This is a genomic window from Undibacterium sp. Dicai25W (assembly GCF_049340505.1).
Classification (GTDB): Bacteria; Pseudomonadota; Gammaproteobacteria; order Burkholderiales; family Burkholderiaceae_D; genus Undibacterium; species Undibacterium jejuense.
Genome location: NZ_JBMPOQ010000011.1, coordinates 55,880 through 71,687, shown reverse-complemented (window position 1 = coordinate 71,687; position 15,808 = coordinate 55,880). Strand labels below are relative to the sequence as shown.

The 15,808-nt window shown below is 46.6% G+C and carries 10 protein-coding genes; 4 read left to right on the top strand and 6 right to left on the bottom strand.

The genetic code is table 11. The annotated features are described in order from the left end of the window. The first annotated feature begins 55 nt into the window (after positions 1-55). From ACO0KY_RS13335 to ACO0KY_RS13325, 3 genes are all read left to right on the top strand, one after another. Positions 56-1,360: a nitrate/sulfonate/bicarbonate ABC transporter ATP-binding protein gene (locus tag ACO0KY_RS13335; RefSeq protein ID WP_186910839.1), complete on the top strand. Its 1,305-nt coding sequence runs from the start codon at positions 56-58 to the stop codon at positions 1,358-1,360. Positions 1,361-1,659: 299 nt separating this feature from the next. Further along, positions 1,660-2,709, top strand: coding sequence for a transglutaminase domain-containing protein (locus ACO0KY_RS13330; protein ID WP_423046782.1), 1,050 nt, complete (start codon positions 1,660-1,662; stop codon positions 2,707-2,709). A gap of 84 nt (positions 2,710-2,793) precedes the next feature. Beyond that, the gene (locus tag ACO0KY_RS13325; protein ID WP_423046780.1) at positions 2,794-3,462 is read left to right on the top strand and encodes a thiol:disulfide interchange protein DsbA/DsbL; all 669 of its coding nucleotides are present in this window, start codon (positions 2,794-2,796) and stop codon (positions 3,460-3,462) included. 80 nt (positions 3,463-3,542) lie between these two features. Here the strand turns inward: ACO0KY_RS13325 and ACO0KY_RS13320 are convergent, their stop codons facing one another. The 4 genes from ACO0KY_RS13320 to imuA are packed head-to-tail and all read right to left on the bottom strand — an operon-like array spanning position 3,543 to position 10,448. Next, on the bottom strand, positions 3,543-4,793 hold the full coding sequence (locus ACO0KY_RS13320; RefSeq protein ID WP_423046778.1) for an MFS transporter: 1,251 nt from the start codon (positions 4,791-4,793) through the stop codon (positions 3,543-3,545). 57 nt (positions 4,794-4,850) lie between these two features. Further along, complete coding sequence (locus ACO0KY_RS13315; protein ID WP_423046776.1) at positions 4,851-8,060, bottom strand: error-prone DNA polymerase; 3,210 nt, start codon at positions 8,058-8,060, stop codon at positions 4,851-4,853. A gap of 18 nt (positions 8,061-8,078) precedes the next feature. Then, positions 8,079-9,644 carry a Y-family DNA polymerase gene (locus tag ACO0KY_RS13310; RefSeq protein WP_423046774.1) on the bottom strand — a complete coding sequence of 522 codons (1,566 nt, stop codon included), beginning with the start codon at positions 9,642-9,644 and terminating at the stop codon, positions 8,079-8,081. A 9-nt stretch (positions 9,645-9,653) separates the two neighbouring features. Next, positions 9,654-10,448, bottom strand: coding sequence for a translesion DNA synthesis-associated protein ImuA (gene imuA / locus ACO0KY_RS13305; RefSeq protein ID WP_423046771.1), 795 nt, complete (start codon positions 10,446-10,448; stop codon positions 9,654-9,656). A gap of 298 nt (positions 10,449-10,746) precedes the next feature. Between imuA and ACO0KY_RS13300 the strand changes: the two genes are divergently transcribed. Next, positions 10,747-10,974: a hypothetical protein gene (locus ACO0KY_RS13300; RefSeq protein ID WP_186910846.1), complete on the top strand. Its 228-nt coding sequence runs from the start codon at positions 10,747-10,749 to the stop codon at positions 10,972-10,974. Between the two features lie 130 nt (positions 10,975-11,104). On the opposite strand, the gene ACO0KY_RS13295 is transcribed toward ACO0KY_RS13300, so the two are convergent. Beyond that, the gene (locus tag ACO0KY_RS13295) at positions 11,105-11,716 is read right to left on the bottom strand and encodes a hypothetical protein (protein WP_423046769.1); all 612 of its coding nucleotides are present in this window, start codon (positions 11,714-11,716) and stop codon (positions 11,105-11,107) included. A 20-nt stretch (positions 11,717-11,736) separates the two neighbouring features. Continuing rightward, a complete protein-coding gene (locus tag ACO0KY_RS13290; protein WP_423046767.1) occupies positions 11,737-15,780 on the bottom strand; it encodes a Pls/PosA family non-ribosomal peptide synthetase in 4,044 nt (1,347 codons plus the stop codon). Between the last annotated feature and the right edge of the window lie 28 nt (positions 15,781-15,808).

The following is a 15,808-nucleotide window of genomic DNA, read 5'->3' as shown; positions in this document are numbered from 1 at the left end:
CGCTTAAAACCCTTTGCCGCTTACGTAGACGGAATGTCGTCCGAAAGAAATAAAGATGAATCAAAATTTATTGATAGACCTGCAGCAGGTCGCTAAGTCCTTCAAAGCAACAGACGGCAAGTCCCGTTTGATTCTGGATAAAGTAGATTTTCAACTGAAAGAAGGCGAAATCGTTGCCTTGCTTGGAAAATCGGGTTCGGGTAAGTCCACCTTGCTGCGCATTATGGCCGGCTTGATTCCCGCGGACAAAGGTAAGGTTGCTTATCGCGATAAGGCTATCTTCGGACCGGTCGCAGGGGTGGCGATGGTATTCCAGTCATTTGCTTTGTTTCCTTGGCTGACAGTGCAACAAAACGTTGAATTAGGGCTAGAGGCACAAGGTGTGCCAGCCGAAGAACGTGAGGAACGCGCCGATGCCGTGTTAGAACTGATCGGTCTTGCTGGTTTCGGTGGTGCGTTGCCACGCGAGTTGTCCGGTGGTATGAAGCAACGTGTTGGTATCGCCCGTGCACTGGTGACCAATCCTGATATTTTGTTGATGGATGAAGCTTTCTCGGCGCTCGACGTATTGACCGGTGAAACTCTGCGCAATGATATGTTGGAATTGTGGGATGAAGATAAGATATCGACGAAAGGTATTTTGATCGTTTCGCATAACATCGAAGAAGCGGTGGTGATGGCAGACCGCATTATCATTCTGTCCAGCGATCCGGGTACGATCCGTTGTGAAGTCAAAATTGATTTGCCGCGCCCACGTAATGTTGAGTCGGCGGAAGTACGGGCATTGATCGATGAAGTGTATGGTTTGATGACTATGCGTACGACGCACGAAGCAAGTTCCGAAGTGCCAAGTTCCAAACATCTTGGCTATCGCTTGCCAGATACTGACGTTAGCCGTATCGAAGCGATTTTGGATATGGTCGCCGAGGCGCCTTACAATGGTCGTGCCGACTTGCCACAATTGGCGGAAGAAGCAGAATTATCAGATGAAGAACTGTTCCCTACGTATGAAGCCTTGAGTTTGTTAGGTTTTGCAGTTCTGGAAAAAGGCGATATTATTTTGACGCCACTCGGTCGAAAATATTTCGACGCCGAACAGGCAGAGAAACAGGAGTTGTTTGGAGAGCAGTTATTGATGCACGTCCCATTAGCGGCACATATTCGTCGCAAGTTGGAAATGGAAGTAAATGGCAGCTTATCTGAGCAGCCGCTTTTGGAGTTACTGGAAGAATTCCTCAAAGCTGATGAAGCTAAACGCGTGCTGGAAGTGGCGATTGAATGGGGTCGCTATGGTGAGGTCTATGAATACGATTACCACACTGGTCGATTGAAGATGCCAGAACAGGAAGACGAAGAGTAATTCGTTTTTTTCTCGTAATTTCAATGTTAAAATGGCAACTCCAGCGGAGTTGCCATTTTTTATGGCTCACAATTTCGTTGATCCTTAATGTGACGGTGCATACTTCGCAACGTTAAATCAAAAGTAAGCTGAAAATCATTTTTAAGGTTGTAACATTGCAAAACACTATGGTGTTAATGTTGCTTAATTTTTAATCTTAATTTGATGATGTTATCTCGGAAGGATCATACTAAACTATAATAAATTGCGTGATTTTCCAGAACTTTTCGCCATTTCTACCCTATATTTTTGGTACTGATATGAACTTCACAGGCGCTTTTTTAAAGGCTTCGTCCCGTTCGCTTTTTTCTGGCATTTTTCTGATTTTCTTTTTTCTGAACGTCAGTTGTTGCGCACACGAATTGAGCGATCAGCAAATCGCGGCCATTGATGCTCACACGCTTGCGGCGCCGCCAGAAGTAGAGGTAGATCGTCAATTGTTGGTAGCCTATCTTACGCAAGGCTTGAATACTGACGCTGAAAAAGCCCGTGCTATTTACCGTTGGATTACCGATCGTATCGTCTATGATGCGGATGCTTTTTTATCAGGTCGAGTGGAAGATATGAGTGTTGAAGATGTGATGAAAAAGCGCAAGAGCGTTTGCTTTGGGTTTTCTAGTCTATTTGAGAAAATGGCAAAAGATGCCAATCTGGAAGTGAAAAGTATTTCTGGCTATGCCAAAGCATACGGTACTTCCCAAGGGCAACATTTTGATAAGCCGAATCATGCATGGAACGCAATTCGCATCAATGAGAATTGGTATCTGGTCGATTCAACCTGGGGAGCAGGGTACATCAAGGACGGAAAATTTAAAAAAGAACTCTCTGAAGCATTTTTTTTGACGCCGCCAGAACAATTCGTTTTCAGTCATTTTCCGGTCGATGAGCAATGGCAGTTGCAAAGAACTTCCCATTTATCCCAGCGTGAGTTTGAGTCTTTGCCACAAGTAGAGCCAACCTTTTTTCACAGTAATATTTCACCGATAGAAGCGTGGGAGGCGACCAGAAGTCCTGAGTTTTCCGGAAGTTTTGTGCATACTTTTGAGTTGCCGTATCATCTGGTCTCGATACAAAAAGCACCTGTCATGTATCGCCTTAAGCTCAATCGTATGTACACATTTAAGATCAATGCCACGATTTTTGAAAAAATGGCCTTGGTACAAGCGGATCACTGGCAAGAGATGGAGAAAGACGGTGATTTTTTTACGTTTAACTATAACTCTGAATTGCAGGGACAAATGCTGGTTGTGGGTAAAAAATTTGACTCTGACCAATACACGGCGATATTGGCATATGAATTAAGTCCGTAAATTGAAATGAAAAGAACTTTCGTCAGCTTACTTCGGTGGCGTTATAGCTTCTATTAAAACAAGTCTGTTTTTTCTAAGGATTGTATGAGTTTTATTAAATTATCAGTTATCGTTTGCGCTTTTATTTCATCGATAGCCATGGCTTCACCGGTCACGCCGCAGAAAGGCGTTGATTACCTTGGTTTGAGCTCGCCGCAGGAAGTAAAGACAGCGCCGGGCAAGGTAGAGGTGATTGAATTTTTTATGTATCACTGTCCTGCATGTAATGCGCTTGAGCCGGATCTGGCTGAGTGGATAAAGAGGCAGGGTGACAAGGTCACGTTCAGACGTATTCATTTGCCATACCATGGGCCTAAAGATGCAGAAGCGCATTTATTTCTGACGCTGGATGCACTTGGACTTGAGCAAAATTTGCATGCTAAAGTATTAGAAGCATGGCACCGGAATCATCAACCATTACGAACCGACGAAGATAATCTGGAATGGGCGATCAAAAATGGCATTGATAAAACAAAGTTTATTGATGCCTATAATTCCTTTTCGGTAACAACTTCATTAACGCGTTTGGCTAAGGTGATAGAAAATTACGAAGTAAACAGTACGCCAACGTTTGTTGTTAATGGGCGTTACCTGACTAACGGTTCCATGCTTGCAGAAAGCAACCCGAAAATGAGTCGCGGCGAAGTCACGCAGGCAACGTTTCAGGTGATTGATGCTTTGGTAGCGAATGTGTTAAAAGAGCGAACAAAGTAAAAACCTGTTGGTTTCGTCCACGCATAGCGCTCATTTTCATGGGCGCTTTTTTTGGGACGTTTGTTGATGGCGAATGGGATTTATTTTGGTAGTTCTCGATTGACTATCCATGCCAACGGTAACGTCAAACAAACAAATGCTGCAAGACATTGCATCGCTAAGACGATATTGGTGTGATCGCCAAGCCAGCCAAAGCATATTGGGGATAGTGCACCTCCACCGATGGTGCCGGTATAGAAAAGAGCAAAGGCACGTGTGCGGTCACTGGCATCAACTAGCTCAGGCACGCTGCCATAGAGTACCGAAGATGTACCATTGAGTGCCAGTCCGATAATCGGTAAGGTCATGAGGGCAATGGTGAGTGGCAGATTCAGGATACAAAGGATGACAATAGCAGTCAGTATTTCAGTAAACCAGACAGTCTTTAGCATGCCGATGCGACGTCCCAGATAGCCACAGACTAATTTTCCCGCAGCGCCACCAACAAACAGTAATGACAATGCCAGGCCGATCGTCGCGGTAGTTGCTCCCTTGTCCTTCAATACAAAGGGCAAAAAGGTTAGAAATCCCATACGTGTCGCTGTATCGACGACACCGGTGGCGAGTAAAGCGTGAAAGCCTGCGCTATAGGATGCGTAGGTTTTCACAGTGACGACTCGTTCGGGCTGTGATTCGACTTTCGATTCTATGCCTGTAGATGTCTGGCCATGAGGTTTTTCACGTATCGCCCAGACTAGCCAAAGTGCAACTGCGATTCCGAATAATCCAACAAATCCTGCACTCTGACGCCAGCTCCACCAGGTCAATGCCACACCCACAGCTGCGGGTAGTGCCATTTTTCCTATATCACCTGCAAAGTTATAGGTGGCCAGTGCGGATCTTGAGCGTAATTTATCTTCGTCGTATGCATCTGCTACCAGGGAAGAGGCAAGGGGATGTTGGGTGCTGGCACCAATACCTGCTAGTGCCAGTGCGGCAATGAGTCCAATTAAAGTGGCAGTTTGTCCTGCGATTATATAGGCGATCCCTGCTAGTGCCGTGCCACCGACTAACAAGGTTTTACGTCCGTATTTTTCTGAAAATTTGCTGGCCTGGATTTGAAAACCAGCCATACATCCGGCGTAGATACCGCGCATTAGGCCAGCAATTGCGTAGCTGATGCCAAATTGACTTTGCCAGATCGGCAGGAGTACATACACCAGATCTGTCATTCCATCGTGTACTGCGTGGGCGGTAGATGCAGCGATCAAACTTTGCTGTTGTTGTTTGCGATCCGATTTGCTAAGTGCAGGAGCGTGCTGTTCTGTGGTGATGCTGGTTTTGGTATTCAAGGTCTACCTTTGATAGGAATCGCGCTTTTTTGGTGATCTTTAGGAGTGGCGGATATTTTAACAAAAATCTCTGCTGGCCACTTCTAACTGGCCTAACAAATGAGAGAGATCTACCAATCGCTTCGCTAATAAATGACACACTTCATTTTCACGTTGCCATATTCCATAAACACCCAGCAAGCTTGCCCCTAGCAGCTCGCGACGTTGCTGTTCCACCAGTGCTGGCCAAACTAAAACATTGACAGTGCCGGTTTCATCTTCAATGGTTAAAAACATCACACCCTTGGCGGTGCCTGGCTGCTGCCTGACAGTGACGATGCCGCAACCTCTGGCAAATTGACCTTGTTGAAAGGTATTTAACATGCTGGCAGGTAAAAAACGCTTCGCCAGTAATTGTTGGCGCAACAAAGCCAGTGGATGACGCTGCAAACTAAAACCTGTTGTCTGATAATCGCTTGTGATCTCTTGTGCTTCACTTGGCGTAGTCAACGTGGGCGTATATTCTTCTATTGTCAGGGGGCGCAGTAAATCATTATCCGGCATTGCGCCGACCGCTGACCATAAGGCCTGACGGCGATGACCCACCAGGCTATGCAGGGCATTGCTAGCAGCCAGTACATGCAAATCATGACGATTGAGTTCAGCACGTCTTGCCAGATCAGCGACGTTGATAAAAGCAGCGTTTGCACGCGCTGCTTGTATTCTGACTGCAGCCGCTTCGGACATGCCGCTCAGTAGCGACATGCCTAAACGCACTGCAGATTGGGTGGTTTGCGTGTAAGCGTTGAGCTTCTCCGGTAGATCGGTGGTTTCCAAAGAAGAGTCCCAATTGCTGTGCATTACATCAATCGGTCTGACCTGAATATCATGTCTTTTCGCATCTTGAATAAGTTGCGACGGGGAATAAAAACCCATTGGTTGCGAATTGAGCAGGGAGCATAAAAAGACAGCGGGTTCATGCCGTTTAATCCAACTACTGACGTAGGCCAGAATGGCAAAGCTGGCAGCATGACTTTCAGGAAAACCATAGTCTCCAAAGCCTTTCATTTGCTCAAAAATTCCTTCTGCAAATTCAAGTGTGTAGTTATTTTTGACCATGGCGTTGACTATGCGATCATGGTAGGCATCTAAACCACCTTTGCGTTTCCAGGCGGCCATCGCACGGCGTAATCCATCTGCTTCGCCAGCGGTAAAATCAGCGGCCAGCATCGCGATTTGCATCACTTGTTCCTGAAAAATAGGAATGCCTAAAGTACGTCCCAAGGCTTTTTGCATTGCTGGATTTTGATAGGTCTCAACGACTTCCAAACCCTGACGGCGGCGTAAATAAGGATGCACCATACCACCTTGTATCGGCCCCGGGCGCACAATTGCAACTTGCACAACTAAATCATAAAATTCACGTGGCCTCAGGCGTGGCAGCATGCTCATCTGCGCACGCGATTCAATTTGAAATACGCCGACTGTATCGGCTTTGCACAGCATAGCGTAGGTCGCTGGGTCTTCACGTGGAATGTCTTGCATACGTGTGGGCTTACCAGGAAGGGTTTTCATTAATTCAAACGCCCGCCGAAGCGCTGACAACATACCGAGTGCCAGAATATCGACCTTTAATAACCCCAGCGATTCAAGATCATCCTTATCCCATTGAATGACGCGACGGTCTTTCATAGCAGCATTTTCTATCGGTACTAATCGGGATAATTTACCTCTGGCAATCACAAAACCACCGCTGTGCTGTGACAAATGGCGTGGAAAACGTAATAGCTGACTAGCCAGGCTAGCCCATTGTTGTGCTTGCATGGAGTTGGTGTCGAGCCCGCATTCTGTAAAGCGCGCCAACAAATCATGCTTATTATCAAACCAGTGATGCGATTTGGCTGCCATATCGATGAAGGCTTCATCAATGCCTAGTGCTTTACCTGTCTCACGTAAAGCACCACGCGGCCGGTAGGTATGCACGGCTGCTGCCAGCGCGGCGCGATTGCGCCCATATTTTTGGTAAATGTACTGGATGACTTCTTCGCGCCGTTGATGCTCAAAGTCAACATCAATATCGGGGGGCTCACCACGCTCTTTGGAAATAAAACGTTCAAACAGCAGGCTGTTGACTTCGGGATTGACCTCGGTAATGTAGAGGCAATAGCAGACTACGGAATTAGCCGCCGAGCCACGTCCCTGGCAGAGTATGCCTTGCTTGCGAGCGAATTTAACGATGTCATGCACGGTTAAAAAATAAGCTTCATAGGCTAGCTCATTAATTAAATGCAGTTCATGTTCTATGGTTTTTTTAAGACTTTCTGATACACCTTGCGGATAGCGCAATTGTGCACCCAGATAGACTTCGCTACGTAAGTAAGCGGCAGGCGTCTGTCCTTTGGGGATGACTTCTTCCGGATATTCATAGCGCAATTCATCCAATGAAAACCGGCATAAATTGGCGATTCGAATCGTCTCAGCGAGGGTGTCCGCCGGATAAATATTGGCTAGCCGGAATCTTGAGCGTAGGTGCTGCTCGGCATTGGATGCCAATGCATAGCCACATTCGGCGACGGGTTTTCCTAAACGTATTGAGGTCAAGGTATCCTGCAATGGCTTGCGAGAACGCACGTGCATCAGTACGTGACCAAGCGCCACCACCGGTAGTACATATTCGTTGGCAATATGGGTGACTTGCTGTAGTTGATAACTATCGCCTGATTGCAATAATAAGTTTAAACCCATCCAAATTCTGTCACTAAAATGTTGCCCGCACCACGTGGCTTGTGTTGCCAGAATATCCGGTTTGACTGGATAGTCAGGGACTAAAATGAGCAAACAATCTGGCAAGCCAGCTAAATGTTCATATCCTTCTGGCGGTGTATGCAAATCTTTGTGTGTCAGCAGGTAGCTGCCTTTCGTGCAACGGCTGCGTGCTAAGGTGATTAGTTCTGATAAATTGCCATAAGCTTCGCGATTACTTGCTAATGCGATGAGAGTTGTTTCTGGCAGACCCGCATCTTGCTGACTGAGTTTGAAATACGTTCCAACGATGTACGGTAATTTTTGTATCTTTGCTTCATCATGTGCGCGGACGATACCGGCAAAGGAACATTCATCGGTGATCGCCAGCGCTTCATAAGCCAGTTTGGCTGCGCGTTTGACCAATTCTTCAGCATGAGACGCACCTTCTAAAAAACTAAAATTAGAAAGGCAGAATAATTCCGCATAGGCTGGCAGGATCGATGTCGATGCGCTGTTCGCTGAGCCCGTGTTGAGATATTTCATGATGCCACTGTGCCCAGATCAGCCAAAGATACCGTGTAAAAACCAGCTTGGCTCTGTATTTTCTGCATGCGAAGGCCGTTCGCGGTAAATCCAGTAGCGCACATGATTGCTATCTACTGCGACAAAATAATCTCGTACTTGCGTCTGATCTGACCACCAACCGGCTTCTATACGTTCGGCGGGGGAAATCAGATTTAACTCAGAACCAAAGCAGGGCTTATGTCTGCGAACTTCAAGAGCAATCGCCTGGTTGAGCAACCAACTGGGTCTTAATAATGAGGTAGAAGCTACTTTTTTATCGGATAGCTTATCGTTGTGCATCACCGATATCCATTGATTAGCGATTTCAGGCCGGTGATCTGCCTTGGGGAATGGGCGCAACACATGATTGGCACCTAGCCGCGCTACCAGGAGCGCCAGTAAGTGTTGGTGCTCTTCCGGCTTGCTCAAGGTATCAGGGAACAAAGAATCGCTAGACACTTCCAGTGCTACCGTATGAGGAGCATGCAAGCTTAGAGCAATTACGGCTGCTGGTAAGTGGAGGTGTGCTAACTTTTCTTTAAATAGTGGCAGCAAGTGCGCTTCTTGCCAACTTGCTTCGGCGAGTTGAATATCGAGCATGCTGGGCGGCACAGCCTGACGACCACGCTCATGCTGTAATTCCAGACGTATCTGTTTGACCGCCAGGTGATGGGCATTGAGCCATCCTGATAATTGACACAATAGGTTGCGGCTGTAACTAAATAAGGCGTCGGTACTGTCCAGTCGATCTGGTAGTTCAAGTCTGGCATGAAATTCCGGATCGGCAACTACCCATATTTGTGGTGCTGAGTGCAAAGAATAGGCTTGATCCAGCTCCTCCAGCAAGGTCTTGCCGCATCGACGTTGCAGACCCGGACGTGGCAGGGCACGTAAATCTGCCAGCCGATAACATGCTAGTCCATGTAAAAAATCCTGCCACGCAAGTGCGTTCATCAATAAGTGTATGGGCAACTGATCCAGTGCCTTGTGCAAACGTGATATCTGCAAACAAACATGCCCCTGACGTTGACGGTGTTGATGGCGTGCAGCATGAATGGCAAATAACCATGCAGATTTGGCTGTCGGCGCACATCCTGTTGTCAGGCTATAGCCTAGAGTATTAACGGTGGATCGGATTTGCTGGCGCAAGGAGCGTAAGCCACCAAATAATCGAAGGCTGGCGCCGATGTCGAGCAAGATGCTCGCATTGTCGGCAATACTGACTTGTGGGGTGTAGCGCAGTAAAGCCAGTGCGATAGCCGATATCGCTGCAGCTTCTCTTTCACTATCTTGTACAAAAAACTGTGCCTCCGGTAAGAGCATCTGCACGCCACCGCGCCGCATATCAGCTCGCACACCTGCCTTGCGTGCATCATCCGACATAGCGATCACGCGGTTTTGTTTTAAGACGACGCTTGCAGACTCACGTTCTACTTGCTGCCAAAGCGGAACAAATACTTCCAGCTGCAGTGCCGGTAAATGCACTGCAATACACAATGTCTCGCTATGCGGTGCAGGTTTGTTGATCGGTGCTTTTCTGGTGAAGCGGATGGCGTCAGGCATAGCGGTAACTCATTTAACGCCGGCAGAACTGTGTAGATCTTTTGCTGCCTCTTTTGATAATTCATTTTTCAAGCTACTGAGAAAATCAACGTCTTTACCAAACCTGTTGATCTTGTCGGGATGCGTATACTCAGTAGATTTCAGAGTCAGGTAAGGGTGATTGTTCAGATATAAAAACAAAGGTGTATCGCTGACAGCGCCACGCCGCTTGAGTATATCAACTTGTATTCCCGATGCCTGAGGCTTGAGCGCCAGTCGCAACACTGCGGGAGATGGCGATTGCGCAGCTTGCAAGGGGCGTATAACAACAAACAAAGTTTGCGATTTTTGAGCGATCAAATGTAATCGTCGCAAGGCTTCTGTTTTAATTTGTGTTTGCCAGAACAATAAGGCACCACAGCTACCATTTTTAAGAATTTGCTCTGCAGCCCACAAACTGTCGATGTGTTTAGCGCTGGCTATCCATAGCAAAGGAATGTTCATGCTCGTTTCTGCCTGGTAGGCACAGGCCAGCGGGATATGTGGTGGCGCGAGTAGCGCAACGGGACGGTTCCCTAAGTTTCTTAAAGCAGGTAGCAGCAGTTTGATTTCTGTCGTTGCAGCTTGCGCGACCAGAATCTCAATGAGTTGCCCTAAAGGCCAGCCACCATTTGGTAATTCTTCATTCAACGCCACATAGCCGCTGCTCAACGTAGCATGGTTATCTTGGGCTAATTGTGATGCGCGCCAAATATCAGGGTGAAAACTCTCCATTCCACCCGGCAAATGAGTGCGACTGATTGGCAATGGAGGTTGAGTAAGCATAAGATAACACAATATACTGATTAAATATACAGTATATTGTGTTATCCACGAAACTTCAAAAGATTTTTTAAAAATCAATGGAAATGCCCGCTAAACCAATACCAGCAAGCACGTCAGATATTTTGAAGAGATATTTACATGTCAGAGATAAGCAACAATAGAACAAATACTGATTGCATATACAGTATTTTATGTTAAAGTACTTTCCATGGACAAAAGACGAGCGCAGTGATTATAAAAAGTTTCGAAGATGTCCTTCATGATATTTTTGTATTATCTACCGACACGGAGATTCACCATGGCATACATACAACAAGCTTTCGATACACGATTCAGTTTGCAATTGGCACCAACTTCTTTTTTGATGCGTTTGGGGCGCCGTGAGATTTTCGTATGTCGTGATTACAGACAGCGCGCTTACCATGTAAACCCTGTATTTGATTGCTCTAGCGGTGTGCAAGCAGGTCATTTAGAAATTTTATTTTGCAAAAAATGGCTGATTATTTTGTCTAAGGCAAAATGGTGATGCTCTGCAAATGTAAGTGGATCAGACCAAAGAGGCGATGCTAAACTTTATATTTGGGATGAAGTAGTAGTGATGATACTTGCCAAGTACCTTAAATTTGAAATGCTTGAGCTGTCACGCTAAGTAAAACTTATTGCATAGCCGACAGAGCAAGACTGGCAACATAAGTTTCCGGGACTTGGAGCAAAAATAATTCAGTGTCCGCAAGCAGATGATGATTTGCGGCACTGATTTGGTTCTCGTGTTCTGTCAAAGTCATTCCGTTGGATTTGAGTTTGGCTTCAAGTTGCGTCCAATATTTTGTAAATAATCTAAATTGATTTAGGACAGGAGCAGCAAGAATCTCTGAAGTTTTTTGCTCCCCAAGGTACAAACGAGCAAGGTCTTGCCATTCTATTTCTGGTGTTAATCGAAGAATGTCGATGCCAAGCTGATTTTTGGCGCTGATAGCGGCAATGGCAATCCCCGCCTCATAACTCATAGAAATAAACAATTCTTGTTCTCCAACAAGCGCAAAGTTCCCTTTAGCAATGATGCTTATTATGCGTATCTGCTGCGCAGGGCAATCGAATGCGGCAACCAGCATTTCTGTTAAGGCCAGGCGCAGAGATTGTCTGGCCACATCGCGTTCAATATTTTCTGGAACGGTGATATAAATGACGACAACATCTTTAGCAATAAAATACTCCAGCGCTGTGTGTGACTGGAGTGGCCATAAAAAAGCAGGCAAATGCTGTTCCATCAGAAGCCCTAAAGAGGGAATTAAGTCGTCATTGCAGCAGGACAGCCGCGCCAGCTTGAATTTGCCGGAATAAATTCACCTTTCATTACCAGCGTTAAAGCTCCCAAACTAGCCCCATTACCCACTTCTGCGCCGTATAACACCGAGCTGCGTGCGCCCATATAAACCCGCTCACCAATCGTGACATGATCAATTTTCATCACACGGTCTTCAAACAAGTGAGTCTGAGGACAAGCCAGTGCATTGATTTCAGTATAATCGCCGATGCGAACGCAATCAAACTCAGTGATATCAGTCGTATCTAAATATACCCCTTTGCCGATGTTGCATCCCAATAAATTAAAGGCGATCGGCAGCCATGGGGTGCCGCGCAGATAGCGCATAAAATTGGGGATCGCTACCCCTTCATACAAATTGGTAATGCCTTCAGATAGCCAGACAAATGGAGTCCACATCGGAACACTGGCTTTCTTATAACGATAAATCAGCAGCCACTTAAACACCAACACAAAACCAAAGCTACCAACACCATAAAGCAAACCAGCAACCAATAACGACAAAAACACTTCCATCCAACGATCATCACCTGCCAGCGGCATTAAATTCAGCACTACTGTATAACCGACCGCAATCACAATGGCATGCGGCGCGATGATCCGAAAGGCCTCGACCAAACCTCGTCCTATACGCCGGAAAAATGATGGTTTAAATGTCAGGCTTTCAGGAAAGCCTTTCGTTTCTTCACGTGCCGGCAAATGTATTGGAGGAGATCCTAACCATGTGTCGCCGTCCTTCATTAAGGCATTATCCGGAGCACAACTATGAACCCCAATCAATACATTCTCAGGCAAGATGGTGCCATCTGGAATATACGCGCCGTTACCGACGAAGCTCCGTCTTGAGATGACAGTGGGTTGCATGCGCATCCAACCCGCATCAATTTCTTCATCGCCAAGCAAAACCGCATCGGCGATAAATGTCTCATCACCTAAAGTCAGCATATCTGGCACCACCCCCAAAGCGGTAGAAATCTCAGCACCTTTGCCCACTTTTGCACCCAATAAGCGGTACCAGAATGGGGCAAATACTGTCGCATAGATCCCGTGTAAGACATGTAAGCTCGATTCTTGAATTTGATTCACCAACCATTTTTGGCAATAGGTATTCCCGTGAACTTTATAGATGCCAGGCTTTAATTTAGGCAAAATAAACCAACGGATACCGGCCGAAAGCAGGGCAGTACATAAAATCAAGATTGCCGTAGCAGGGAAGGCCAGGACAAAATATTTGGTTAATTGAAATGGTATCGAGTTACCCTGCAACCACGGAAACGCATCGGCATTATCAAACCAGTCAATAATCACGAAGCTAGGAAATACTGGCACAAAGAACAGCGCGCCAATCAGTAATGCGCCAGTGACAAAAAATATGAATTCGCCGAATGCGCGTTTGTGTGATAACAGCGGACGGGCCTGTGTACTGTTTTGATCAAACGCTGCATAGTCTTTTGCGGGTGAACCTTTCCACACCCGATATGCCGGAATTACGTTGCCATCTGCCAAGGCAGATTGGCCGTCCAGATGTGCACCATTTTCTAAACAGACATTTCCTTCCAGTACAGAATATGAACCAACATACGCGTCTTTTTTCAAGGTGATAGAGCCAAGAATCAGCTCACCATGTTGTACCCGTGCATTTTCCAGATTGACGGCGCTACCTATGCTGACGCCATCTCCGATATCTAACAAGTCCGGTGAGCGTAAGGTAATCGAGCCAATCGTGACATCTTTACCGATCTTTGCCCCCAATGCACGCAACCATAAGGGATACAAAGAAGATCCACTCAGCATATAAGTCGGTGCTGCTTCAACCAGACGATCCGCAAGCCACCATCGGAAATATGCGATACCCCATAAAGGATAGCGTCCAGCTTTTAAGCGGCCGACAATCAACCATTTACCGAGGATCGCAATTCCAAACTCCGCCAGTGTCAATAGTAAAAACGTTGCGACAGAAAACAAAATTGCCCGGGTATTGGAATCGTCAGGGTCACCAGTCAAAAAGTGATATGTGAAGAACGGTGCCAACCATTGCACCATACGTATCGCTACCAGCCAAGGAATAACCAACGCCTGAGCCGCGCCGCATATCCATCGCTTCCAGCCAGACGGTGGTGTCCAGTCGGTTTGCTCGTCGCTCATTACATCCTGAGCCGCACCCGCGGCTTCCAATAATTCAGCGATTTTTCCTATGCTTCGTTGCTGATAAATGTCTGCGATTTTGAAATACGCAAAACGACTATGTTTGCGCAGCAACGAAACAAGACGCGCTGCCATCAATGAGTGCCCACCGAGATCAACAAAAAAATCAGCAGTACGACGAATAGCCTGTCCAGGGAAAAGGGTGTTTAAGGTCGCAAATAAAATCTCTTCAGTTTTATTATCAGGTGTATCGGATTCGCCCGAGCTGAGAGCCACCGCCAGCTCCATTTTTTTTAGCGTATTTCTGTCGATCTTACCAGATGTCAGACGTGGCATTTCCGATAAAAATTCAAACCTGGACGGTACCATGTAGGGTGGCAAAAGCTGGCTTAAGTGGGCTCGTAAGATCGTTTTGAGTTCAGCTTCAGAAAGCTCATTCTCGCCACGATTGCAAGGCAAGTCATCACGAACCATAAAGGCCATGATCTGGTCAATGCCTTGGTCTTGCCTTAGGATAACAGCGACCGTACCCACGCCGTGTTGTTGTGCAAGGAGGGCTTCAATTTCACCGAGCTCAACTCGGAAACCGCGAATTTTGATCTGATCATCAGCACGGCCAAGACATTGAATACTACCGTCAGCTTGAATGCAAGCGAGGTCACCCGTACGATATAAACGCCGTTCGCTTTCGACCGTCGCCCATGGGTTATTCAAAAATTTTTCAGCAGTAAGTTCAGGACGACCAAGATAACCAATTGCGACACCGGGTCCGGATATACACAACTCACCAGTTTCGCCAAGAGGCAATAAGCGCAAACCATTTTCTATGTCAGTAGCAATGACCATCATAGAATAATTGGGTAAAGGCGTGCCAATCGTCACTGGTTGATCCGCATGCAATACAGCCAAACTTGCAGATACCGTTGCCTCAGTAGGGCCATACGTATTGAACATCTGGCGGCCTTGGCGGCTGAAACGCTTGACCAATGATTCAGGACACATTTCACCGCCCAGATTGATCAGGCGCAGGCTATCGACATCCTGTGAAAACAAGGCCAACAGAGTAGGTACAGCGTGTAACACCGTAATCTGATTTACTTCCAAAGCCTGCGGCAAGGCATCAGGGTCAGCGGTAATTTCTTTCGGCGCAATCCACAAACTCGCGCCCACCAAATAGCTAATCCAGATTTCTTCAAATGACATGTCGAATGCCACTGAAAAACCTTGATATACCTTATCTGATTCTTCAATACCTAAAACCGCGTTTTCACTACGCAAAAAATGACAAATACTGGCGTGATTGACCAATATGCCTTTCGGTTTTCCAGTTGATCCAGATGTATAGATGACATAAGCAGGAAAATCAGGTGAAGCCGCTTCGCGCCGTAGCAGATTGCTTTGTGGTAGAGAGACTAGTGCTTCGGCGGTCCAAAGTTTGCAACATAAGCCATTGCATACATCAGCAAAGTCGTTGCAACTCAACAGACCAATTGCTTGTGCATCGGCAAGACAAATAGCGATGCGATCGATAGGCGTATCCGCGTCGAAAGGCAGCCACGCAGCGCCAGTTTTGGCAATACCTGCCTGCATCACCAGTAAGTCTATGCCACGCGGCAACCACAAACCTACGATATGTCCAGGGCGCACACCTTCCCGGATCAGCGCAGACGCAACGACGTCCGCACGTGAATTGAGCTCGGCATAAGTTATTTGCTGCTGCTGAAATTCCAGCGCGATTTTTTCTGGAATTCGACGTGCGGTATTTTCCAACAGATCTGCGAGAGTCTCTTGGCGGATCAGGCTCGCATTGGATTCGCCATACAAAATCTGAGTGTTCAACTGAGTGCTACTTAACAAAGACATAAAAGCGATAAGGGAATTTGTAATATTG